The 21375-nt window shown below is 67.0% G+C and carries 20 protein-coding genes and 1 pseudogene; 4 read left to right on the forward strand and 17 right to left on the reverse strand.

The features are described from left to right. Positions 1-86 precede the first annotated feature (86 nt). Entirely contained in the window at positions 87-896 is an 810-nt protein-coding gene (locus tag RIE31_01725; GenBank protein MEQ8639321.1) for an arginyltransferase, read from the forward strand. Positions 897-928: 32 nt separating this feature from the next. Here the strand turns inward: RIE31_01725 and RIE31_01730 are convergent, their stop codons facing one another. From RIE31_01730 to folK, 13 genes are all read right to left on the reverse strand, one after another. Then, positions 929-1576 (reverse strand): biotin transporter BioY, encoded by a 648-nt coding sequence (locus tag RIE31_01730; GenBank protein ID MEQ8639322.1) that lies wholly within the window; start codon positions 1574-1576, stop codon positions 929-931. A gap of 32 nt (positions 1577-1608) precedes the next feature. Continuing rightward, positions 1609-3864: a DNA topoisomerase IV subunit A gene (parC, locus tag RIE31_01735; GenBank protein MEQ8639323.1), complete on the reverse strand. Its 2256-nt coding sequence runs from the start codon at positions 3862-3864 to the stop codon at positions 1609-1611. Between the two features lie 141 nt (positions 3865-4005). Continuing rightward, the gene (locus RIE31_01740) at positions 4006-5310 is read right to left on the reverse strand and encodes an FAD-dependent oxidoreductase (GenBank protein ID MEQ8639324.1); all 1305 of its coding nucleotides are present in this window, start codon (positions 5308-5310) and stop codon (positions 4006-4008) included. Then, positions 5307-6116: a DNA repair protein RecO gene (gene recO / locus RIE31_01745; GenBank protein ID MEQ8639325.1), complete on the reverse strand. Its 810-nt coding sequence runs from the start codon at positions 6114-6116 to the stop codon at positions 5307-5309. Before recO ends, RIE31_01740 begins: the two co-directional genes overlap by 4 nt. A gap of 7 nt (positions 6117-6123) precedes the next feature. Further along, positions 6124-7071 carry a GTPase Era gene (era, locus tag RIE31_01750; protein ID MEQ8639326.1) on the reverse strand — a complete coding sequence of 316 codons (948 nt, stop codon included), beginning with the start codon at positions 7069-7071 and terminating at the stop codon, positions 6124-6126. Next, positions 7068-7787, reverse strand: a complete 720-nt coding sequence (rnc, locus tag RIE31_01755; GenBank protein MEQ8639327.1) for a ribonuclease III — start codon at positions 7785-7787, stop codon at positions 7068-7070. The genes era and rnc overlap by 4 nt, the downstream gene beginning before the upstream one ends. A gap of 20 nt (positions 7788-7807) precedes the next feature. After that, the gene (gene lepB, locus RIE31_01760; GenBank protein ID MEQ8639328.1) at positions 7808-8557 is read right to left on the reverse strand and encodes a signal peptidase I; all 750 of its coding nucleotides are present in this window, start codon (positions 8555-8557) and stop codon (positions 7808-7810) included. 88 nt (positions 8558-8645) lie between these two features. Beyond that, entirely contained in the window at positions 8646-9080 is a 435-nt protein-coding gene (gene acpS / locus RIE31_01765; GenBank protein MEQ8639329.1) for a holo-ACP synthase, read from the reverse strand. A gap of 13 nt (positions 9081-9093) precedes the next feature. Next, entirely contained in the window at positions 9094-9858 is a 765-nt protein-coding gene (locus tag RIE31_01770; GenBank protein MEQ8639330.1) for a pyridoxine 5'-phosphate synthase, read from the reverse strand. Beyond that, positions 9855-10481: a DUF2062 domain-containing protein gene (locus RIE31_01775; GenBank protein MEQ8639331.1), complete on the reverse strand. Its 627-nt coding sequence runs from the start codon at positions 10479-10481 to the stop codon at positions 9855-9857. Before RIE31_01775 ends, RIE31_01770 begins: the two co-directional genes overlap by 4 nt. Further along, positions 10481-12655: a bifunctional (p)ppGpp synthetase/guanosine-3',5'-bis(diphosphate) 3'-pyrophosphohydrolase gene (locus RIE31_01780; GenBank protein MEQ8639332.1), complete on the reverse strand. Its 2175-nt coding sequence runs from the start codon at positions 12653-12655 to the stop codon at positions 10481-10483. Before RIE31_01780 ends, RIE31_01775 begins: the two co-directional genes overlap by 1 nt. Positions 12656-12730: 75 nt before the next feature. Further along, positions 12731-13189, reverse strand: coding sequence for a DNA-directed RNA polymerase subunit omega (gene rpoZ / locus RIE31_01785; GenBank protein MEQ8639333.1), 459 nt, complete (start codon positions 13187-13189; stop codon positions 12731-12733). Between the two features lie 223 nt (positions 13190-13412). Next, complete coding sequence (gene folK, locus RIE31_01790) at positions 13413-13988, reverse strand: 2-amino-4-hydroxy-6-hydroxymethyldihydropteridine diphosphokinase (GenBank protein ID MEQ8639334.1); 576 nt, start codon at positions 13986-13988, stop codon at positions 13413-13415. A gap of 130 nt (positions 13989-14118) precedes the next feature. Here folK and RIE31_01795 point away from each other — a divergent pair. Both RIE31_01795 and RIE31_01800 read left to right on the forward strand, forming a co-directional pair. Further along, positions 14119-14625, forward strand: a pseudogene (locus RIE31_01795) (NYN domain-containing protein). Positions 14626-15020: 395 nt separating this feature from the next. Beyond that, complete coding sequence (locus RIE31_01800) at positions 15021-15674, forward strand: uracil-DNA glycosylase (protein MEQ8639335.1); 654 nt, start codon at positions 15021-15023, stop codon at positions 15672-15674. Here the strand turns inward: RIE31_01800 and smpB are convergent. Next, complete coding sequence (smpB, locus tag RIE31_01805; protein MEQ8639336.1) at positions 15671-16132, reverse strand: SsrA-binding protein SmpB; 462 nt, start codon at positions 16130-16132, stop codon at positions 15671-15673. The two genes, RIE31_01800 and smpB, sit on opposite strands and share 4 nt — an antisense overlap. Positions 16133-16190: 58 nt before the next feature. After that, positions 16191-17066 (reverse strand): 4-hydroxy-tetrahydrodipicolinate synthase, encoded by an 876-nt coding sequence (dapA, locus tag RIE31_01810; GenBank protein MEQ8639337.1) that lies wholly within the window; start codon positions 17064-17066, stop codon positions 16191-16193. 213 nt (positions 17067-17279) lie between these two features. On the opposite strand from dapA, the gene RIE31_01815 reads away from it, so the two are divergent. Continuing rightward, positions 17280-18299 (forward strand): threonine/serine dehydratase, encoded by a 1020-nt coding sequence (locus tag RIE31_01815; protein MEQ8639338.1) that lies wholly within the window; start codon positions 17280-17282, stop codon positions 18297-18299. Between the two features lie 25 nt (positions 18300-18324). Here the strand turns inward: RIE31_01815 and RIE31_01820 are convergent, their stop codons facing one another. Continuing rightward, positions 18325-18504, reverse strand: coding sequence for a hypothetical protein (locus RIE31_01820; protein MEQ8639339.1), 180 nt, complete (start codon positions 18502-18504; stop codon positions 18325-18327). Positions 18505-18589: 85 nt separating this feature from the next. After that, positions 18590-21271 (reverse strand): aminopeptidase N, encoded by a 2682-nt coding sequence (gene pepN, locus RIE31_01825; protein MEQ8639340.1) that lies wholly within the window; start codon positions 21269-21271, stop codon positions 18590-18592. Positions 21272-21375: the final 104 nt, after the last annotated feature.

Below are 21375 nucleotides of genomic sequence, written 5' to 3' on the forward strand. Positions count from 1 at the left end.
CGTCTTTCCGCAGCCGTGGCCTGTGCTAGACTCCAGGTCTGCCCGCCCGCTTCGATCTCGCGCAACGGGCTGGTGATGGAGCAGGAATGAGCCCGGCCAGCGAATCCCATCTCAGAACGTTTCTCCAGACCCGGCCGCGCCCGTGCCCTTATCTGGCCGGCCGCACGGAACGCAATCTGGTGACCATTCTGGCGCCGCGCAACAACAGCCGTCTGTTTGACACCCTGTCGGTGGCCGGGTTCCGCCGCAGCCACGGACTGCTCTACCGGCCGGTGTGTGACGCCTGTCAGGCCTGTGTGCCGGTGCGCATTCTGGCCGACCATTTCCAGCCGTCGCGCACCATGCGCCGCATGATGGCCCGCAACAGCGATCTGACCGTCGGCATAGAGCCGGCCGTGGCCACGCCGGAGCAGTTTGACCTGTTCCGGCGCTATCAGCATACGCGGCACGGCGACAGCGAGATGGCGCGCATGGATTTCCAGGACTACCGCGCCATGGTGGAGGATTCGCCGGTGGAGACGCTGATGGTGACTCTGCGTGGCGATGACCGGACGCTGGTCGCCGTCGGTCTGACCGACCGCATCGCCGACGGGCTGAGCGCGGTCTACAGTTTCTTCGACCCGCGCCAGGCCAGGCGCAGCCTGGGCAGTCAGGTCATCGTCAATCTGATCGACCTGGCCCAGCAGGAAGGCCGGCCGCACGTCTATCTGGGCTATTGGATCGCGGCCAGTGCGAAGATGGCCTACAAGAGCCGCTACCGGCCGCTGGAGGCGTTGACGCGACATGGCTGGCGGCCGTTTGACGAAGCGGCGCTGAATCAGCCCATGAGCGGCCCGCGTGACGAACGGGATCTGGCGGCCGCCACCGAAAGCTCCCTGGAGATCGGCCCGCGCTGATCCGGCCCGGGCCGGTGCCGGCGCGCGCCAGGCTAGGTGCGACGCAGGCGCAAGTGGACAGCGAAGGCGAGCGCGGCGGCAATGGCCGCCTTGATTACATCGCCGACGATGAAGGGCCAGACCCCCAGCGTCCAGGCCTTGGCAAAACCAACGAAATTGGCCAGCCACAGATAGCCCGGCACATAGATGGCCAGAATACCGGCGACCAGAGCCAGGACCACGCTTATGTGAAAGGCCATGGACGTGGCGCCGCGGGCCCGGCCAACGATGGCGCCGATAGCGGCGGCGGCAAGCGCGAAGCCCAGCAGATAGCCGCCGGTCGGCCCCATCATATAGGCGAGGCCTATACCGCGAGCCGGCGTGCCGGCGAACACCGGCATGCCGAAAGCGCCCTGCGCCAGATAGAGGATGACCGTGGCGACGGCCAGCCGCCAGCCGAAGGCCAGACCCAGAAGCATGACCGCCAGCGGCTGCATGGTCAGCGGCACCGGCCAGAACGGCACCTGGGTCTTGGCCGACAGCCACAACAACTGGGCTCCGACCAGCGCCAGCAAGGCGGCGCGAACCGCGCGCATTACCGGAGTGACCTCAGAGGCGGGCCATACATGGTCGATCCACGGATCGGCCGCGCCCGGACGGGCAATGGCTGTGGCAGCGGCAGTGGGGGCGTGGTCGGTCATGATCTGTCCTTTGGAACCGGTGAAGCCACAGTTTAGCCGAAGCGGTTAGCGCGCGGAAAGCCTCGTGGCACGACCCGTCCGGCCTGGCCGCGCTCTCCCCGCCAGATGCGAAGATCGCTTTCCACGTGGCGGCGGCCGGCGCCGACCGACCAGGTAAGGCCGTCCTTATAGGTAAAGACACAGGCGTCGGCCAGACCACCGTCGCGGTAGCGTTGCAGAATGTTGCCGCGGCCTCGGCTCATGACCGGCAACTGATCACGCGGAAAGATCAGCAGTCTTCGATTGTCGCCGAGCACCGCAACACTGTCGCCATCGGCCGGCGCGGCCAGTCGCGCTTCCACCGACCCCGTCACGTTGAGGACTTGCTTGCCGGCCCGCGTACTGGCCAGCACATCATCGGCCGCCACCAGAAAGCCGCGGCCGTCACTGGACGCCACCAGCAGGTCGCCGCCTGGCCGGTGCAGCAACATCGTCGCCACGTCCGCATCATTGGTCAGGCCCAGCAGCAGGCGCACCGGCTCTCCCTGTCCCCGGCCACCGGACAACGCATGGGCGTCGAGTGTGAAGATGCGACCATTGGTGGCCAGCACCAGCACCTTGTCGGTGCTGTGGCCGTGCAGGACGAAGCAACCACGGTCGCCTTCCTTGTAGCGCAACTCGTCGGCGGCAGCGTGGCCGCGCACGGTGCGCACCCAGCCTTTGGCCGAGCAGATGATGGTCAGCGGCTCACGAGGCACCTCCGCCTCCACCGGCAAGGCGACAACCGACGGCGCGCTGCTGATTTCCGTACGGCGGACACCCAGTGCCGCCAACCGGCCCCTGGCACCGAACAGGCTTTTCAGGTCCGTGATGTCGGCGGCGATGGCCGCCCAGCGCGCCGCCTTGCCCCGCAGCAGAGCCTTCAGCGCCTTTTCCTCACGACGCAGTTCGGCCAGCTCCCCGGCCAGGGCTTTTTCCTCCAGCCGGCGCAACGACCGCAAACGCATGTTGAGAATGGCTTCGGCCTGCACATCACTCAGCCTGAAGCGTCGGCGCAACACCGGCTTGGGCTCATCCTCCTTGCGAATGATGGCTATGACCGCGTCGAGATTGGCAAAAGCGATGCGGAACCCCTCGAGGATCTCTATACGCAGGCCAATGGCTTCAAGGCGGTGGGTGGTACGACGGACCAGCACGTCATGACGATGATCGAGCCATGCCTGCAACGCCTGGGCCAGGTTCATGGTGACCGGCGTCTGCGTACCGTCCACCACGTTCATGTTAAGCGGCACACGCACCTCAAGATCGCTCTGGCGGAAGAGATGCTCCATCAGCACCTCGCCATCCACATTGCGGCTCTTCGGTTGCAGCACAAGGCGCACGTCATCGGCGCTCTCGTCGCGAACATCCTCCAGCAGCGGCAGTTTGCGGGCGTCCAGCAGGTCCGCAATACGGCTGACCAGCCGGCTCTTCGACACATGGACCGGCAGTTCGGTGACGATGATCTCATAACTGCCGCGCCCGATATCCTCTTTGTGCCAACGGGCACGCAGGCGGAAACTGCCGCGACCTGTGCCATAGGCCTCAGCGATGGCCTCGGGCGCCTCAGCGATGAGGCCACCGGTAGGGAAATCAGGCCCGCGCACATAGCGCAGCAAGGTCTCCAGGCGGGCGTTGGGCGACTTGATCAGGTGCAGCGCCGCATCCAGAAGTTCAAGAATGTTGTGCGGTGGAATGCTGGTGGCGAGGCCGACGGCGATACCCGACGCCCCATTGGCCAGCAGGTTCGGAAAGCGAGCCGGCAGGACTGCCGGTTCCTGCCCCTCACCATCGTAAGTGTCTCGGAAGTCCGCCGCGTCCTCGTCCAGCCCCTCCAGCAGCAGTTCGGCGATAACCGTAAGACGCGCTTCGGTGTAGCGCATGGCCGCCGCATTATCGCCGTCCTGCGAACCAAAATTGCCCTGTCCGTCGATCAGCGGATAGCGAACCGTAAACCCCTGGGCCAGGCGCACCAGGGTGTCATAAATGGCCTGATCGCCGTGCGGATGGAACTTGCCCATGACATCGCCAACCACGCGGGCCGATTTCTTGTAGCCGGCGTTGGGCGCCAGCCGCAGCTCGCGCATGGCATAGAGCAGACGGCGGTGGACCGGCTTCAGCCCGTCCCGCACATCCGGCAGCGAGCGGCCCATGATGGTGGACAGGGCATAGGCCAGGTAGCGCTCGCCCAGGGCGTCGGCCAGCGGCTCGTCCCTGACGGTGGCGGCGATGGGCGCGCTGGCAGGCGGATTGGCGGGCGGCTTGGCCATGGGCTCCGGGGGCTGACTGCGGCGCTGGTGTCAGATGCGCCTGTGGTGCCCACATATAGCGTGGCCGAGGGGCCCGACGTCAACCGCTGGGGATCACACTGGGACCAGACACCGGGCGAGGCGCCGCGTCAGGTCCGGTGGTCAGGCGGCTCTGGCGGCGGCGAAGCGCTCCGGCCGAAAAGGCTTCAGATCAACCGTCGGCGGCGTGCCGGCAACCAGTGCCGCAACCAGACCAGCGCTGACCGCCGCCAGAGTAAGGCCCAGATGCTGGTGACCGAAGTTGAAGATCAGCCCCGGCAGACGAGCCGACGGCGCGATGACCGGCAGGAAGTCGGCCGTGGACGGGCGGTGCCCCATCCAGCGGCTGGCGTCGGACAGGTCCAGTCCCGGCAACAGCGCCGCCGCGCCGGCGGCAAGCGGTGCCGTGCGATTCCAGTTGGGCGCCGCGCTGAGCGAGGCAAACTCCGCCGTACCGGCGATGCGCAAACCGTCCATCATAGGCGTCACGGCGAAGCCGCCTTCCCCATGGACGATGCCGCGATTGAGAGCGACCGCGGGACGAGGCAGGTGCAGATGGTAGCCACGTTCGCTTTCCAGAGGGACCGGCGCGCCGACCCGCCGGGCCAGGGCGCCGGACCAGGCGCCGGCCGCCAGCACTACCGTGTCGGCCGCATGGCGCGAACCATCGGCGAGATGCACCGACAAGGCCGCCGCGGCGTCCGGCGTCTTGCGGATATCCACGGCCTCGCCCTGCAGCAACACGCCGCCGCTGGCGACAAAGCGCTCGGCCAGGCCGCTGACCAGACGATAGGGGCTGAGCACATGGCCGGAGTCCGGATAGAGAACGCCATGGCGCACGGTGGTGGCCAGTGCCGGCTCCAGATCGCGCACCGCATTGCCACCCAGTTCTTCAAGGCGCACGCCCAGCTCCCGCTCCAGCGCGCGCCGGCGCCGGCCACGCTGAAAGGCGGTGTCGCTGAGATAGAGGTGGAGCCAGCCACGGGTCTGCAACAGATCGCCAAGACCTGCCTCGTCCGCCATGGCCCGCCAGGCGGTCACCGCATCGCGGCACAGCGGCGCCATGGCGCGGGCGCCGATGGTCTGCTGATTGCCGCGGCAGGCCGCAAGAAACCGTAACAACCATGGAGTCAGGCGCGGCAGATAGGCGGGACGGACCGCCAGCGGATTGAGCGGATTGAGCAGCCACCGCGGAACCTGCCTGAGCAGTTCAGGTCCGGGCATAGGGACGACGGAACACTCGGAAATGACGCCGGCATTGCCAAAAGAACAGGCGCGACCGGGTTCGTCACGCTCTATCAGGGTGACCGCATGACCCTGGCGCCTGAGGGCCCAGGCCGAGGCCACGCCGACGGCGCCGGCACCGATGACAATCACGCGGCGTCGCGTTGCATCGCCGGTCGGGGGCGATGGGCTTGCTGGGGTCATGGTCCTGTCTCTCCGCTGGCCGCGGCCGGTTCGGGCATGGAATCCGGGGCGTCCGAGCGCTCCGGTTCGCCTGTGTCCAGACCTAGCACCGCAGCCAGCCCGGCCCGGCCGGCCGGCAGCGGCCGATGGCCAGCGGCGAACACATGGCGTTCCAGGAAATAGCCGGTCAGCGCCAGCCCGTCCGCCAGTCCCGTCCGGTCAACCGGTCCGCCGCACAGAAACGGCGGCAAGGGCAGCAGTCGGCCGCTCCACGGCGCGGCGGCGTCCTGACTGACGGCGCGTCCACTGCGCGGCGAAACCCAGGCCAGATCGTCGGTCACGCCGGTCAGGGCGCAGCGGTCCAGCACCAAAGCGAAGCCCAGTTCCCGCAGGACGCCCAGCTCCCACTGCACCAGGACAGCCAGCCACAGCGGTTCCGGGTCGGCGGGCAATCCCACCAGGGAGTCGATCAGCGCCACCAGCCCGTCATACACCGCAGGATGCGGTTCCCGCTCGGGCAGCGCCGCCTCGGCCACGGCGCAGGCGGCGGACAGACCGGCCAGCCGCTCGCGGCTGTCGAGAACGCCGGCGGCGCTGGCTTGCTCCAGCTCGACATTCATCTGACCAAGCTGGTCGGCCAGCCGCGCCCGCCAGTCTGCCTGCACCCGGTTGCCGGTCTGCAACACCGGGCGCAGACGGCGCGACGCGCCGCCGCGCACCAGGCCGGCGTGACGGCCGTGCCGGCGGGTCAGCACCTGGACGATGGCATTGGCCTCACCGAACGGTCGGGCCGACAGAATAATGGCTTCATCACTCCAGTCAGGCATGGCGCATTCAGCCTTGCCGCGGTTCAGGCGGAGGCAGATCGAGACCCATGTCGCGATAGCGGTCGGGATCGTCGCGCCACCGCGGCGCGGTCTTTATGTGGAGAAACAGATGCACCCTGCGGTCGAACATGGCTTCCAGATCGCGTTGGGCGGCGGTGCGGATGCGACGGACCATCTGGCCGCCTTTGCCCAGGACGATGGGGCGCTGGTTTTCACGCTCAACGAAGATGATCTGGCCGATGCGCACACTGCCGTCACGGAAATCCTCCCACGTTTCGGTCTCCACGGCGATGGCGTAGGGCAGTTCATCGTGCAGCAGATGAAAGACTTTCTCACGGGTCACTTCCGCAGCAGTCAGACGATCGGTCATGTCCGTCAATTGATCCGGCGGATAGAGCCATGGGCCGGCCGGCATGCGCCCGGCGATGCCAGCCACCATCTCCGCCACGCCATCACCGTGCAGAGCGGAAATCATCCAGATATCCGTCAACCCCTGTTCGGCCAGGCGGGCGGTGAGAGGCAGCAGGGCCGCCGGCTTTACCAGGTCCACCTTGTTGATGGCAACGCTGACCGTGCGCCCGGCCGCCGCCAGTCGGTCAAGGATATTCCGGGCCGCCGCATCGAGGCCGTGGCGGGCATCCAGCAGGCACACCACCAGATCGGCGTCGGCGGCACCGCGCCACGCGGCATCCACCATGGCGCGCTCAAAACGCCGGCTCGATTGGAAAATGCCAGGGGTGTCGACAAAGACGATTTGCGTCTCTTCCACCATGCGGATGGCCAACACCCGCGTCCGCGTGGTCTGGGCCTTGGGCGACACGATGGACACCCTGGCGCCGGCCAGGCGATTGACCAGGGTTGATTTGCCCACATTGGGGGCGCCGACCAGTGCGACAAAGCCACAATGGCGACCGGCAGGATGATCGGCGGGTGACGGCGCCCGGGAATCGGTCACGAGGCGCCGTCCGAGCGCCGGAGTTGTTCGAGCAGGCGGGCGGCGGCCCCCTGCTCTGCCGCCCGGCGCGACGCGCCCTCGCCTTCCGCCGCACCCGGCGTGTTCGTATCCGGGCCAATGTCCGGCACGACGACCCGCACGCGGAATGTGGGGCGATGGGGCGGTCCGTCGCGCTCCACGATGTCATAACGCGGCAGGGCGTGGCCACGGGCCTGGGCCCATTCCTGCAACGCGGTCTTGGCATCGCGGCGGGCCACCGGCGTTTCCCGCGCCAGACGTCGCAGCCGCGGCGTCAGAAATCCTGACGCGGCGGCCAGTCCACCATCGAGATAGAGCGCACCGATCACCGCCTCCATAGTATCGGCCAGGATTGAATCGCTGCCGCGGCCGCCGGACTCGTCGGTGCCGGAATCGACCACCAGCCATGCGCCGATATCTATATCGCGGGCCATGGCGGCGACCGCATCACCGCGCACCAGGGAAACGTGACGGCGGGACAACTCCCCTTCGTCGGCGTCAGGCCAGCCGGCGAGCAGAAGATCGGCGGCCACCAGACCCAGAACCCGGTCGCCCAGAAACTCCAGCCGCTCAAACGCCTGCCCGCCGGCAATGGCCGCCCCGCCCGCCGACGGATGGATGAGCGCCGATTCCAGATGACGCCGGTCGCGAAAGCTGTAGTTCAGGGCCGTCTCCAGCTCAGTCCAGCGGTCGGCCATAGCCCCGTCCCTCGAGCCGATCAGGAAATGGCATCAAACAAACGACTAAAGCGAATAGCCACGGGCCAGCGCCATACCTGCCACAGGCGGGCGCTGCCATCGCTGGAGAAGAACAGGATTTCCGCGCGGCCCACCAGATTATCGGCTGGAATAAAGCCGACAGCGGAGAGATTGCGGCTGTCATCGGAATTGTCGCGATTATCCCCCATGGCAAAATAGTGCGCCGGCGGCACCACATATTCCTGTGTGTTGTCATAGAAGCCGTCATCGCCGCGGGACTCCAGAATCGGATGACTGCGGCCGTTGGGCAGCGTTTCGATGTATTGCGGCACGCTGCGCGAAATACCGCCGCGGGCCGTCACATAGTCCTCGATCCGCTGGCGTTCCACCGGCTGGCCGTTGATCGTCAATATGCCGGAGGTCACCTGAATGGTGTCGCCCGGCAGGCCGATGATCCGCTTGACGAAGTCAGTTTTTTCGTTGCCCGGCTGCTTGAAGACCACCACATCGCCACGTTCCGGCCCGTCGCCCGCCCACACCCGGCCATCGAACAGCGGCAGGCCCCAGGGCAGCGAATGGCGGCTGTAGCCGTAGGCGTATTTGGAGACGAACATATAGTCGCCGACCAGAAGCGTCGGCACCATGGAGCCGGAGGGTATATTGAACGGCTCGAACGCGAAGGTGCGGACCACCAGCGCGATCAGCAGGGCGTAGAAAATCGTGCGAGCGGTCTCTGCCCAGCCGCCGGGCCTGCGTCGCGCCGCACTCATGCATCCTGCTCCGTCGTGGTGGACCGCCAGCCTGGCCCGGCCGCAGCCGGGCTCCAGCACCGGGTTCTGAACGCTGCCACGGCCCCGGTCAAGCGCCGCTCCTGGGCCCGCCGGGCGCATCGCTCTCCAGAGGCACCGCCGTTATGATGACAATGGCCTGGGCCAGGGGCGGGTCGTCGGTCAGCGAGACATCGATTTTGGCGGCCATGCCCGGCGGCACCATGGCCTGCAGATGGGCCAGGGCATTGCCGGTGAGGCGCATGGTCGGCTGACCCGAGGGCAGATTGACCACCGCCAGATCGCGCCAGAAAACGCCGCGGCGGAAACCGGTGCCCAGCGCCTTTGAACAGGCCTCCTTGGCCGCATAGCGCCTGGCATAACTGGCCGCGCGCTGCGCCCGCCGGTCGCATTTGCGGCGCTCCACCTCGGTAAAGCAGCGCAGCGTAAAGCGATCACCGAAACGCTCCAGAGTGCGGGCGATACGGCGAATGTCGATGAGATCGCTGCCGAGGCCGATAATCATGGGGCGCTGACCATCAGGCGCTGCGCTGGCCATGGGCATCGGCCCGCGCCCGGTCCATCAGAGAGCGCATACGGCGGATCGCCGAGTCGAGGCCCGAGAAGACAGCCTCGCCAATGAGAAAATGGCCGATGTTCAGTTCCCGCAGATTAGGAATGGCAGCAATCGGCGCAACCGTATTGAAGGACAGGCCATGGCCCGCATGGCATTCCAGGCCAAGCGCCGCAGCATCCGCCGCCGCCGCCTGAATGCGTGCCAGCTCGCCTGGGCGCGCGGCATCCGGCGCATCACAATAGGCGCCGGTATGCAGTTCCACCACCGGGGCGCCGATATCACGACTGGCCCGGACCTGATGGGGGTCGGGATCAATGAACAGCGATACCCGGCTGCCGGCGGCGGCAAGCTGGCGCACGAAGCGGGCCAGATGGTTGTGCCCGCCGGCCACGTCAAGACCGCCCTCGGTGGTGATCTCCGCCCGGTTCTCCGGCACCAGGCAGACCGCGTGCGGCCGATGGCGCAAGGCGATATCCAGCATTTCGTCACTGGCCGCCATCTCCAGATTGAGCGGCAGGCTCAGGCGGTCCATCAGACGGACAATGTCATCGTCGGATATGTGCCGGCGGTCCTCGCGCAGGTGGGCGGTGATTCCGTCGGCGCCGGCGGCCTCCGCCAGAAGCGCCGCCCGTACGGGATCGGGATGGGCAATGCCGCGGGCGTTTCGAATGGTCGCCACATGGTCAATATTGACACCCAGACGGAGATAGGCGGTTTCGGCGGTCATGGCTTGCTTCCCCTGTCTTTTGACGGACGGCTGGTGATGACGCGACGCAACCGCCCGCCCAGCTCGCGCCTGAGGCGGCGGTGGTTCTGATAGCTGGCGATGGCCGGCCGCGCCAGTTTGTAGGTGATCCAGAAGGCGAGGATGGCCAGGGGCACACCGCCGACCATGGTCGGCGCCCACACCGGCCAGACATCCTGGACCAGGCGGGCCATGTCGCGTTCGATGATCGCTTCGACCATGTCGGAGAACAGGGTGGCGAAGTCCGGCGCGTCACCACCATTGCCGGAGACCCCCAGGATCAGCCGGCCGAGACGGTAGGCGCCATACCAGATGCCGGGAAAGGTCCAGGGATTGCCGACCAGCGTGCCGATGGCCGAGGCGACAAAGCTGCCGCCCAAGGCCCAGGCGGTCAGCGCGGCCAGAACGAAATGGGCACCGACCAGCGGTGTGAAGGAAATGGCCGCGCCGCAGGCGAGGCCGACAGCGATGGACTCCGGCGTTCCCGGCAGGCGACGGATGCGGTGCCACAGATAGCTGAGTGTGCGGCCCCAGCCCATGCTGGGCCAGAGGATTTCCACCAGACGAGTGCCGACCGGCCGCCGCGCGCGCCGCCGGAAAACCATCAGGCGCGGGTCCGGCTGACGTCGCTGATGGCGGTATCAGCGCGCAGGGCGGCCATGATGTTCTGCAGGTGGCGGACATCGCGCACTTCCACATCGATCAGGATTTCAAAGAAGTCGGCGGAGCGGGAAATGATCCGCAGGTTGGTAATATTGCCTTCGTCGCGCGCCACGGTGTTGGACAACTGGCCGAGACTGCCGGGCGAATTGAGCAGCACCACCCGCAGCCGCCCCACATGGCCGCCCGCGGTATCATCATCCATGTTCCACGCCACATCGAGCCAGCGCTCCGGCATGTCGGCATAGCTTTCCAGGGTTTCACAATCGATGGTGTGAACCGTGACGCCCTTGCCGGTGGTGACGATGCCGACGATGCGGTCGCCAGGCAGTGGATGGCAGCAGCCGGCGAAATGCACCGCCATGCCCGGAATCAGGCCGCGCAAGGACACCGCATGGCCATTGACCCGGCCGGCGGACGCCCGGCGCGACCGGGCGCCGGCGGGGCGCGCGCGACCGGCCGGCGCGCTCTTGCCATCCTGCGCCTGACGGTCGGCCGCCCCCGGATAGACCGCCATCACCACCTCGCGCCCGGTGTGCAGCCCCTGCCCCACCGTCGCATGGAGGTCATCCACCGTCGCCATGGACATGCGAGCGCGGGCTTCTTCCAGCGCCTTGCCGGTGACGTCATAGCCCATCTGGCGGAACGCGCGAGCCGTGATCTCGCGTCCGAGGTGGATGTACTCGGAGCGTTGACGCTGGCGAATGAAGCGGCGGATGTGCGCCCGCGCCCGGCCGGTGACGGCGATGCGCTCCCAGGTGGGTGACGGCGTCTGGGCGCGGGAGGTGAGAATCTCCACCTGATCGCCATTCTGCAGCGCCGTGCGCAACGGCATCATGCGCCCGTTGACCTTCGCGCCGACGCAGGTATTGCCCACTTCCGAGTGGACCGCATAGGCGAAATCAACCGGCGTGGCGCCGCGCGGCAGGGCTATGACCTCGCCCTTTGGCGTGAAGACGAACACCTGATCCTGGAACATCTCCAGCTTGGTGTGCTCCAGAAACTCGTCCGGGTCGGTGGTGTGCTCCAGAATGTCCAGCAGCTCACGCAGCCAGCGATAGCCGCTGGCGTCGCTGGTAATCTCGCCGGCCTTGTAGGACCAGTGGGCGGCGACGCCATACTCGGCAATGCGGTGCATCTCGTGGGTGCGGATCTGCACTTCGATACGCTGTCCGCCAGGACCGACGACGCCGGTGTGGATCGAGCGGTAGGCATTGCGCTTAGGGCTGGAGATATAATCCTTGAAGCGACCGGGCACGACCCGCCAGGCACCATGGATCGCGCCCAGGGCATTGTAGCAATCGGCCTCCGTGTCGACGACCACCCGAAAGGCCATGATGTCGGCCAGTTGCTCAAACCCCACATTGCGCCGCTGCATCTTCTGCCAGATGGAGTGAGGCGTCTTCTCGCGGCCGGTCACTTCGGCGGTAAGCGCGGCCGCGGCCAGCGCGCGCTGCAGGTCGGCAATGACTTTACCCACGGTCTCCGTACCGCGGGCCCGCAGAAACTCCAGCCGGCGGACGATGGAGGTGCGGATTTCCGGGTGCAGCGTGGCGAAGGCAAGGTCTTCCAGCTCATCCTTCCAGTCGCGGATGCCGATGCGCTCGGCCAGGGGCGCATAGATGTCCAGGGTCTCGCGGGCAATGCGCTGGCGCTTGGCCTCTTTGGGAATGAACTGCAGCGTCCGCATGTTGTGCAGACGGTCCGCCAGCTTGACCAGCAGGACACGAATGTCCTGCGACATGGCCAGCAGCAGCTTGCGGAAATTCTCCGCCTGCTCCGACCCGGTGGAGCCCAGCCGCAGCCGCGACAGTTTTGTCACGCCATCCACCAGGCGGGCGACCTCCGGGCCAAACTGCGCCTCGATGTCGTCCATGGTGGCGACGGTGTCTTCCACCGTGTCGTGCAACAACCCGGTGACGATGGAGGCGGAGTCCAGCCGCATCCCGGCCAGGATGCCGGCCACTTCCACAGGGTGGGAGAAATAGGGATCGCCCGACTCGCGGGTCTGGGCGCCGTGTGCTTTTACGGTAAAGACATAGGCCCGGTTGAGCAGATCCTCGTCGGCTCCGGGATCATAGCCACGCACCGTTTCGACCAGTTCATACTGCCGCATCATGGGCGGCGGCCCTCCCGGCGTGGCGACCAGGCCGGCGTGTGGCGCGGCAAACCGTCAGGCAGCGCCGGCCAACGGCTAACTGGCCGCGTCGTCGGCGTCCTCTTCCGTGGCCGCGGCCGCAACCGCAGCCGGGGGCTTGGCAGGCGCGTCGTCGCCATCTTCATCGCCCACATCATCGGACGCGAAGTCCGGCATGGCCTCCAGAGCGTCCGGTCCGCCGGTCTCCGCCAGGGCCTGACGGGCCAGGTCGGCCAGTTCCTGCTCCAGCAGTTCGACGCCATCTTCCTCGACCTCGGGCTCTTCCACTTCAACGCTGCGGCGAAGAGCGCGAATGACCGAATCCTTCATGTCCTGCAACGGGACCGTCTGGTCGGCCACCTCGCGCAAGGCGATGACCGGGTTCTTGTCATTGTCCGCATCCACCGTCAGGACCGCCCCGGAGGAGATGTCTCGGGCACGCTGCGCCGCCAGCAACACCAGCTCAAAACGGTTGGGAACCTTATCGACGCAGTCTTCAACGGTAACGCGAGCCATGATGGTCTGATCCTCAGAGTGGGAACGGCGCAACGAACCGAACCATCTGCCAGCAAGCCCGTCGGCCGACAGACTCCAGAAGCAGAGCCATAAGACTCCGCCGTCCTGGGCCGCCTCGACGGCCCTAGGCTGTCCTGGCCTGTGGTCCGGCCAAACGCCGATCCAGATGATTGCCGACGAACTATAGGCGCCTGGCCGCCTGAGGGCAAGTAAAGGGCGGGTTTCAGGCGGTTTCCGCGCCGCCGGGCCGGGCGCACCGCTGGCCCCGGCCGGCGGTCCCGGGCGGCTCAGTCCGGCGAACGCGGCGCAGCGGCTGGCCTGGCGGCAGGGCGGCAATCAGCGCCGGCAGGCGGCGGCCGCTCTGCGGGTGGCGCCAGGCCGGCTGCAGATCAGCCAGCGGCAGCAGGACGAAGGCCCGCTGGTGCAGTCGCGGATGGGGCAATCGCGGCTCGCCTGAGTGAACACGGCCGCCATAGTCCAGCAGGTCCAGGTCTATCGGCCGCGCCTCATTGCGCCGCCGCCGCTGGCGCCCCATGGCCCGTTCGATCTCATGCAGGCGGGCCAGCAGCGCCGCCGGGGTCAGGGCGCTACGCACCTCCGCCACCGCATTGACGTACCATGGTTGAGTGGGGTCGGGCGGCACCGGCGCGCTCTCATACAGGGGCGACACCCGCCACACCCGGACGGCGCCGCTATCGAGATACGAGAGCGCGAGACGGCAGCCGTCTGCCGGACCGCCCCACGGGCCCGCCAGATTGGCGCCGATGCCCACATAAATCGCGCCCGGGGTGGGGACCATATTCATCGCCGTCTTCATCCGTGTGCCGCCTTGCGCCGCCTGCCCCGCCTTGCCGGTAATGGACCGCAGCCGCTATGGTCGCGCGCCGACGCCTGAGGGCGTTTCATTTCAATCAGAAACGGATATTCCCATGTTTCAGTTTTATCCCGGTGAACGGGTGGTTGTCTTCATCGACGGCGTCAGCCTGTACTCCGCAGCCCGTTCCCTTGACTTCGATATCGACTATCGACGCCTGCTTCACAAGCTGCGCGCCGAGTGCCATCTGGTCCGCGCCTATTACTACACCACCCTGCAGGAAGATCAGGACTATTCCCCGCTGCGCCCGCTGGTCGACTGGCTGGCCTATAACGGCTACGCCATGGTGACCAAGCCAGCCAAGGAATTCACCGACGCCACCGGCCGCCGCCGCTTCCGCGGCGACATGGATGTGGAGGTCGCTGTGGACATGATGGAAGCAACAGCCTTCGCCCAGCACATCGTCCTGTTTTCGGGCGACGGCGACTTCCGCCGGGCGGTCGAAGCCATTCAAAACCGCGGTGTGCGTGTGACCGTGGTCTCCAGCTTCCGCTCGCAGCCGCCGATGATCTCCGACGACCTGCGCCGCCAGGCCGATGTCTTCATTGAACTTGCCGATATCAAGGGCGACATCAGTCGGGCGCCGGGCGAACGGCCACGACGGGCCGCATCTCCCGCCGGCCCGGGCAACGGCAAACCCGATGATGACTTCGAAAACGACGACGAAGACGACGACTTCGAAGACGATGATTATGACGACGAATATGACGACGAGGACGAGGACGGGGACGACGAAGGCGAGGCCGATGAATCCGGCGAGGATGATGATGACGATGACGGCGAGGATGATGCGCCGGCGCCGGTCAGACGCGGCCGACGCCCCGCAACGCCAAAGAGCTGAGCGTCAGGCCGGAACCGATAGTGCTACGACCGACGACAGCCATAGCTGGTGCCGGACACGGCCATGACGTCGGCTCGGATCTCGGCCCAGAAGTCGGCCCCGATGCAGATTGTGCTCTGTGCCCGCGCCTGCAGCGCTATCGCCACGATAGCCGGGCGGCCCATCCCGACTGGTTCAACGGGCCGGTGCCGCCCTTCGGTCCGGCCACGGCGGCGCTCCTGATTGTCGGGCTGGCGCCAGGACTGCGTGGCGCCAACCGCACGGGACGGCCGTTTACCGGCGACGCCGCCGGTGACCTGCTCTACCCGACACTGCTGCGGCACCATCTGGCAAGCGGGACTTATGACGCCAGGGCCGACGACGGGCTGCAGCTGGTGGGATGCCGGATTACCAACGCGGTCCGCTGCGTGCCGCCGCAGAACAAGCCGACCGGTGGCGAGGCCGCCGCCTGTCGCCGCTTTCTCCGTGCCGAGATCGCCGGGCTGCCACGGCTGCGCGCCATTCTGGCGCTGGGCCGCGTCGCGCACGGGGCGGCGCTGGCGGCGCTTGGCCACACCCAATCCGCCGTCCCGTTCCGCCACGGCGTCTGGCATGACATAGCGTGCGATGTGACGGCCGGGAGCCGGCCCGTCAGATTATGGGCGAGCTATCACTGCTCACGCTACAACACCAACACCGGCCGCCTGACGGAGGAGATGTTCGCCGCCGTGATCGGCGACATCGCTGCCTGGCTCAAGACCCAACCGCCTGAAATGCCCGCCGCAGACTAGCCGCGACCAAGCAACCGCTGGCGTTGACGCTGCCAATCGCGATCACGGATCGTATCGCGCTTATCCGCCTGTCGCTTACCCTTACCCAGGCCGAGCCGCAGCTTGGCAATGCCCTGACGGTTGAAGTAGATCGCCATCGGCACCAGGGTCATACCCGGCCCGCTGACCGCCGCCTGCAGACGGTCCAGCTCGCGCCGCTTGAGCAACAGTTTGCGCGGACGACGCGGCCCGTGTGAGCGCAACGACGCGGCGTATTCCGGAATGTCGGCATTGAGCAGCCACGCCTCACCCTCACGAATGACGGCGAAGGATTCATTGATGCTGACCCGGCCGCCGCGCAACGACTTGACCTCCGATCCGAGCAGCATGATGCCGCACTCGAATACGTCATCGATGGCATAGTCGTAGCGCGCCCGGCGATTGCGGGCGACAGGTCTGAAATCGGGAGGTTCGCTCATGACGGTCGACGGGCCTTTGGCGGGCGCCGGCGACCACAAGGGGCCGGCCGGCTGCGGGCTAGTTGATCAGCCCGACGCTCACCATAGCCGATTTGACCTGCGCCCTGGTGGCTTCGCCCGGCTCCACCATGGGCAGGCGAAGCCGGGGGCTCGAGCGGCCAAGCAGGCTGGCGGCATATTTGACCGGACCCGGGCTGGTCTCCACAAAGAGCGCCTTGTGCAGCGGCATGAGGCGGTCATTGATCTCCTGAGCCAGGGCCACATCGCCCGCCCGCCAGGCGGCATGGAACTGAGCCACCAGGCGCGGCGCCACATTGCCGCTGACCGAGATGCAGCCATGGCCGCCCATGGCCATGAATGGCAGAACGGATCCGTCTTCCCCGGTGAGCTGGCAAAAATCCTCGCCGATCGCCAGACGGGTGAAGGCCGGCCGGGTCAGGTCGGCCGTGGCATCCTTTACACCGACGATATTGGGCAGTTCCGCCAGACGCGCCATGGTGGCGACACTCATGTCCACCACCGAACGGCCGGGGATGTTGTAGATGATTATGGGCAGATCAACCGCATCATGGATGGCCTTGAAATGGGCGTAGAGACCCTCCTGCGTGGGCTTGTTGTAGTAAGGCGTGACAAGCAGGGCGGCGTCGGCGCCCGCCACCTGAGCATGACGCGTCAGGTCAATGGCCTCCTCGGTGGAATTGGAGCCCGAACCGGCGATCACCGGCACTCGGCCGGTCGCCACTTCGATGCACAGCTCCGTCACCCGCTTGTGCTCCACGTGGGACAGGGTCGGCGATTCACCGGTGGTGCCGCAGGGCACCAGGCCCTCGGTGCCCTCGTCAATCTGCCACTGGACCAGCGACTGGAACGCCGTCTCGTCCACCGCACCATTGGCGAAGGGTGTAATCAGCGCGGTCAGTGCGCCCCTGAACATCGGATTGGCCATCGGTCTGCTCCCGCAGCGCCCGGCACCCGCCCCTGTGGCCGGCGCGCCGCCGCCGGCGAACATTAGCCCCCGTCCCGCAAGCCATCAAGGCTGATGGCTCGCAGCCAGCGTATCGCCGGTGCCGCCCGGTATCGCCAGAAAAGAGGTGCGCTACACTGGGCGATGCCGCCGCAGCGCTCCACGCACCATGAGGTCAGGACCATGACACCCACAGGGCCAAACGCCGCCGCCGACCTGCCCGACCCGAATATCGGCGACATAGAGGGCGCGGCGCGGCGGATCGCCCCGGCGGCGGTGCGAACGCCGCTGGTGGAGTCGCCCCTGCTCAACGCACGGGCCGGCGGCCGCATCCTGATCAAGGCGGAGATGCTGCAGCGGACCGGCTCTTTCAAGTTCCGCGGCGCCTATAACTTCGTCAGTCAGATCGACCCGGAGCGGCGGCGGCGCGGCGTCACCGCATTCTCATCGGGCAATCACGCCCAGGGCGTGGCGGCGGCGGCGCAACAGCATGGCATTCCGGCGACCATGGTGATGCCGGCCGACGCGCCGGCCATCAAACGTCGCAATACCGAGTTCTATGGCGCGAAAGTCATCACTTATGATCGCGACAAGGATGACCGTCAGGCCATTGCAGAGGGAGTCGTTGCGGAAACCGGAGCGGTTCTGGTGCCGCCCTATGACCACCCCTGGATCATGGCCGGCCAGGGCACCGTCGGCCTGGAGATCGCCGAACAAGCGGCGGCGCTGGAGGTGCAGCCCGACGCGGTGCTGGCGCCGTGCGGCGGCGGCGGGCTGATCGCCGGCATCGCCATCGCCGTCAGCGACCGCCTGCCGGGCTGCGACGTCTTTGCGGTGGAGCCGGCGGCTTATGACGACACGGCCCGCTCGCTGGCCAGCGGCAAACGCCTGGCGGTGACCGCCGGCGGTCACTCTTTTTGCGATGCGCTGCTGGCGCCCATGCCGGGCGAAAGGACGTTCGGAGTGAATGCCCGGCTGCTGGCCGGCGGCCTCCGTGTCAGCGACGATACGGTGGCGGAGGCCATGCTGGCCCTGTTCGAGGATACCAAGCTGGTGGTGGAGCCGGGCGGTGCGGTGGCCCTGGCCGCGGTGCTGAGCGGCGCCTACCCGCTCAACGGTCGCACCGTGGTGGTGGTGTGCTCAGGCGGCAATGTGGACCCGGCCACCTTCTGCAGGGCCCTTTGCAGCGGCGGCAGGACCTGAGTCAGGTCCTGAGTCCGGACCGGACTCAGGCGGTGGGCGGGCGGCCGCGGACGATCATCGCCAGGCCGATCAGGGTGGTGGCGATACCGGCCAGCGCCAGCAGCCAGGTGCGCCAGCCCATGATGATCGCGCCATAGTCCTGCCACAGCAGGTCGTGGAAGAAGGCATAGTTGTTTGCCACCACGCCAATGATAATGAGGGCCAAGCCCAGCGTCCGGTTGTGTTTCACGATTACCCCCCTCCCGGCCAATCCGGGCTTTTATCAGCTTAGCAAGGAGCCGCCGGGCTCGTCAGTGTGGCTGCCCGCCGGCCAGACCATCATCCTGAAGGGCACGGCTGGCCACTTCGAACACATCGGCGGAGATGCCCGGCGAATCGCGCAACCGCTCGAGCGCCGCCGCCATCATGCGGCCACGGGTCGGATGGTGCCGCCGCCAGCGGGTCAGAGGTTCGGCCAGGCGCGCGGCAACCTGCGGGTTCTGCGGATCCAGTCGCAGGATTTCCGCCAGCAGAAAGGCATAACCGTCACCATCGCCAGCATGGAAGCGCAGCGGATTGCGCGCTGCGAAGGCGCCGATCAAGGCCCGCACCCGGTTCGGGTTGCGGCGATCGAAGGCCGCGTCCTCGGTCAGGGAGCGGACCTCGTCCAGTGCGGATGGACGCGGCGACACGGCCTGAGCGGTGAACCACTTGTCTAGCACCAGCGGATCGTCGCGCCAGCGACGGTAAAAGGATTCCAGGGCCGTCCGCCGCTCCTCTCCCGACTGGGCGGCGAGCAGGGTAAGAGCCGCCACGGACTCGGTCATGGTCGGAGCCGCTTCAAAGGCGTGCAGCAAGCGCTGGCGTATGGCCGGGCTGTCGTCGGCCGACAGCAGATCAAGGCAAGCAACGGCGAGCGCGCGACGGCCGACGCTGGCGGGGTCGCGTCCGGCAAGCCCGCCATGGTCGGCCCATGCGGCGGCGAGTTCCGGCGCCAGGTCGGCGGCCAAACGCTGACGCAGGGCCTGGCGGGCGTGCCAAGCCGCGACCGGGTCCACCCGATCCATGGCCTCGCCAATCTCCACCTCGCCGGGCATGGTCAGGACTTCGGCGGCAAAGGCCGTGTCGGCGCCACTGTCGGCCAGGGCCCGACGGCAGGCATCGATCAGCGCCGGCGGCACGTCGGCCGGCCCGGCCGACGACTCCTCGCCATGGGCCGACGCCAGCGCCAGCAGGACCCGCATCATGTAAGTGCGGCCGGCCTCCCACCGGTTGAAGCCATCGCTGTCATGGGCCATGAGGAAAGCCAGTTCGTCATCGGACAATCCGGCATCGAGCTGCACGGGAGCGGAAAATCCACGAAACAGGGACGGGACCGGGCGTGCCGGCAAATTCACAAAGGTGAAGGTCTGGCTTGCCTGATCGAGAGTCAGCAGGCAGTCGGTTCGGGCGGCGTTCTCGCCGTCAAGCTGGACAGGCAAGTCATTACCATCCGGCCCGACCAGGCCCATGGCACACGGCAGAGGCAGCGGCGCATTGGCCGGCTGGCCCGGCCGGCCCAGCACTGGCAGCGTCTCCTGCCGGATGGTCAGCGTATAGCGGCCGGCGCGCGCATCCCAGTCGCCGCTTGCGGTCACGCGTGGCGTGCCCGCCTGACCATACCAGCGGCGCATGGCCGACAGATCCACGCCCGAAGCATCGGCCATGGCGGCGACAAAATCTTCGGTGGTGACCGCCTGGCCGTCGTGCCGGCGGAAATAAAGATCCATCCCTGCCCGGAACTGATCCGGCCCCAAAAGGCGGTGGATCATGCGAATGACTTCAGCGCCTTTTTCATAGACGGTCGGCGTATAGAAGTTTGATATCTCGATATAGGTTTCGGGGCGCACCGGATGGGCCAGGGGGCCGGCGTCTTCGGGAAACTGCAACGCCCGCAAGCGGCGCACATCATCAATGCGCTGCACCGTGGCCGAGCCCTGATCGGCCGAATAGGACTGGTCACGGAAGACGGTCAGACCTTCTTTCAGGCTGAGCTGGAACCAGTCGCGCAAGGTGACGCGATTGCCGGTCCAGTTGTGAAAATACTCGTGCGCGACCACCCCCTCGATGCGGTGATAGTCGGCATCCGTCGCCGTCTGGGGGCTGGCCAGTATGAGCTTGTCATTGAAGATGTTGAGGCCCTTATTCTCCATGGCCCCCATGTTGAAATCAGGCACGGCAACAATCATGAAGATGTCCAGGTCATACTCCAGGCCATAGACCGATTCGTCCCAGGCCATGGCGCGCTTGAGAGACTCCATGGCGTGGCCGGCGCGTTCGGCCTTGCCGGGCGCCACATAGATGCGCAGCGACACGTCGCGACCGGAGTGTGTACGAAAGGTGTCCTGCAGCAGGTCGAACCGGCCGGCAACGATGGCGAAGAGATACGCCGGCTTCGGAAACGGGTCGGTCCAGACAATCTCGTGGCGGCCGTCCGGCAGATCACGTGGCGGCGACGGATTGCCGTTCGCCAGCAGGACCGGACAGGCCTCGCGCGGCGCGCGCAGCGTCACCTGAAACCGCGCCAGCACATCCGGCCGGTCGGGAAACCAGGTGATGTGACGGAAGCCCTCCGCTTCGCACTGGGTGACGTAGCCGCCACCGGACATATAGAGGCCTTCCAGCCGGGTGTTGGCGCGGGGCCGGATGCGGCTAACGGTTTCCAGGATGAAGCGATCCGGCACGTGGTCGATGGTCAGGCCGCGGGCGTCGGTCCGGTAGGCGTCAGGAGCCAGGCGCGCACCGTCGATCGCTATGGACAGAAGTTCCATATTCTCGCCATCGAGACGCAGAGGCAGGCCGGCCGCGCCCGCCCCCCGGCGCACGGCCAGGCGGGCCTTGACGCGCGTGTCGTCCGGATCCAGGTCCATGTCCATGGCAACCTCGTCCACCACAAAGGGCGGCGGGGTATAGTCCGCCAAGTGGGTGGCCGATGGCTGGCTGTCTTGCGGCATGTTGGCTTCCGGTCATGGCTATAAGGAATGCGGCGATCTGGCAGTATAGCGCCGCGGCGGGCGGCCCGCAGGGCAGAATCCTGCTTTGCAGGCAGGCCCTGAAG

The organism is Alphaproteobacteria bacterium, from assembly GCA_040218575.1.
Classification (GTDB): domain Bacteria; phylum Pseudomonadota; class Alphaproteobacteria; order JAVJRE01; family JAVJRE01; genus JAVJRE01.

Excerpts from the sequence above, each read along its gene's own strand:
- parC (MEQ8639323.1), bottom strand. The coding sequence starts at position 3,864 with ATGGCCAAGCCGCCCGCCAATCCGCCTGCCAGCGCGCCCATCGCCGCC.
- RIE31_01725 (MEQ8639321.1), top strand. The coding sequence starts at position 87 with ATGAGCCCGGCCAGCGAATCCCATCTCAGAACGTTTCTCCAGACCCGG.
- RIE31_01740 (MEQ8639324.1), bottom strand. The coding sequence starts at position 5,310 with ATGACCCCAGCAAGCCCATCGCCCCCGACCGGCGATGCAACGCGACGC.
- rnc (MEQ8639327.1), bottom strand. The coding sequence starts at position 7,787 with ATGGCCGACCGCTGGACTGAGCTGGAGACGGCCCTGAACTACAGCTTT.
- smpB (MEQ8639336.1), bottom strand. The coding sequence starts at position 16,132 with ATGAGCGAACCTCCCGATTTCAGACCTGTCGCCCGCAATCGCCGGGCG.
- RIE31_01775 (MEQ8639331.1), bottom strand. The coding sequence starts at position 10,481 with ATGGTTTTCCGGCGGCGCGCGCGGCGGCCGGTCGGCACTCGTCTGGTG.
- recO (MEQ8639325.1), bottom strand. The coding sequence starts at position 6,116 with ATGCCTGACTGGAGTGATGAAGCCATTATTCTGTCGGCCCGACCGTTC.
- RIE31_01770 (MEQ8639330.1), bottom strand. The coding sequence starts at position 9,858 with ATGACCGCCGAAACCGCCTATCTCCGTCTGGGTGTCAATATTGACCAT.
- RIE31_01815 (MEQ8639338.1), top strand. The coding sequence starts at position 17,280 with ATGACACCCACAGGGCCAAACGCCGCCGCCGACCTGCCCGACCCGAAT.
- acpS (MEQ8639329.1), bottom strand. The coding sequence starts at position 9,080 with ATGATTATCGGCCTCGGCAGCGATCTCATCGACATTCGCCGTATCGCC.
- lepB (MEQ8639328.1), bottom strand. The coding sequence starts at position 8,557 with ATGAGTGCGGCGCGACGCAGGCCCGGCGGCTGGGCAGAGACCGCTCGC.
- rpoZ (MEQ8639333.1), bottom strand. The coding sequence starts at position 13,189 with ATGGCTCGCGTTACCGTTGAAGACTGCGTCGATAAGGTTCCCAACCGT.
- RIE31_01780 (MEQ8639332.1), bottom strand. The coding sequence starts at position 12,655 with ATGATGCGGCAGTATGAACTGGTCGAAACGGTGCGTGGCTATGATCCC.
- RIE31_01730 (MEQ8639322.1), bottom strand. The coding sequence starts at position 1,576 with ATGACCGACCACGCCCCCACTGCCGCTGCCACAGCCATTGCCCGTCCG.
- folK (MEQ8639334.1), bottom strand. The coding sequence starts at position 13,988 with ATGGTCCCCACCCCGGGCGCGATTTATGTGGGCATCGGCGCCAATCTG.
- dapA (MEQ8639337.1), bottom strand. The coding sequence starts at position 17,066 with ATGTTCAGGGGCGCACTGACCGCGCTGATTACACCCTTCGCCAATGGT.
- pepN (MEQ8639340.1), bottom strand. The coding sequence starts at position 21,271 with ATGCCGCAAGACAGCCAGCCATCGGCCACCCACTTGGCGGACTATACC.